At 64.8% G+C, this 953-nt stretch carries 1 pseudogene; it reads left to right on the forward strand.

The features are described 5' to 3' along the window. Positions 1-953: pseudogene (locus F6X42_RS42880) on the forward strand (SNF2-related protein); the annotation flags it as partial.

Here is a 953-nt window from a genome sequence, read left to right on the forward strand (position 1 = left end):
ATGAGGCCCTACGCCTTCTGGCGGGTGTTTCGCTCGACGATAACGCCGACCCCGCTGACCTCGACTGGTCGCAGCTTGTTGCAGGGCCCTGGCTGGCCGACATGCTGCAGGAATTGCGTCAGCCGGAGGGGTTGGCGCAGATCAGCCCGGGACCGGAACTCAAGGCCAACCTGCGGCCCTACCAACAGGCCGGCGTGCAGTGGTTGTACCTTCTCACCCGGCTCGGACTGGGGGCTTGCCTCGCGGACGATATGGGCTTGGGCAAGACCATGCAGGTACTCTCACTGCTGCTTGTGTTGAAGCGTGAAAGCACCGAGGTGCGGCCCAGCCTGCTGGTCGCCCCCGCATCGCTGCTGGCCAACTGGGCGGCAGAGGCCGAGCGCTTCGCCGGGCTTGCGCCTGCTGATCGCCCATCCGTCGGTCATGCCGGCGGCCGATTTGCGTGCGCTGGACGCCGCGCGGCTTGCGGACATCGATCTCGTCATCACCAGCTTTGGTTCGCTGCTTCGCCAGCCGGTACTGGGGACCATCCAATGGCGCCTTGCCATCGTTGATGAAGCACAGGCGATCAAGAATCCGGGCGCCAGGCAAACGCGGCAGGTCAAGCAACTCCAGGCACAATCGCGCATCGCGCTGACTGGCACCCCCGTGGAAAACCGCCTGTCCGACCTGTGGTCCATTTTCGATTTTACCCACCCCGGTTTGCTGGGCTCGGACAAAGTCTTTGCCAACTTTACCAGGCGGCTGGCGAAGGCCGAGCACTTCGGCCCGCTGCGAACGCTCGTACGGCCCTACATCCTGCGCCGCCTGAAGACCGACAAGCGGATAATCGACGACCTTCCGGACAAGACCGAGCTCAAGGCCTGGTGCCACCTGAGCCCGACCCAGGCGGCGCTTTACCAGCGTGCGGTGAAGGATCTGGCCGCCGCGCTTGAGGACGCCGAAGGCATCGG

Origin of the sequence: Paraburkholderia podalyriae (assembly GCF_014397785.1) — a bacterium.
Taxonomy (GTDB): Bacteria; Pseudomonadota; Gammaproteobacteria; order Burkholderiales; family Burkholderiaceae; genus Paraburkholderia; species Paraburkholderia podalyriae.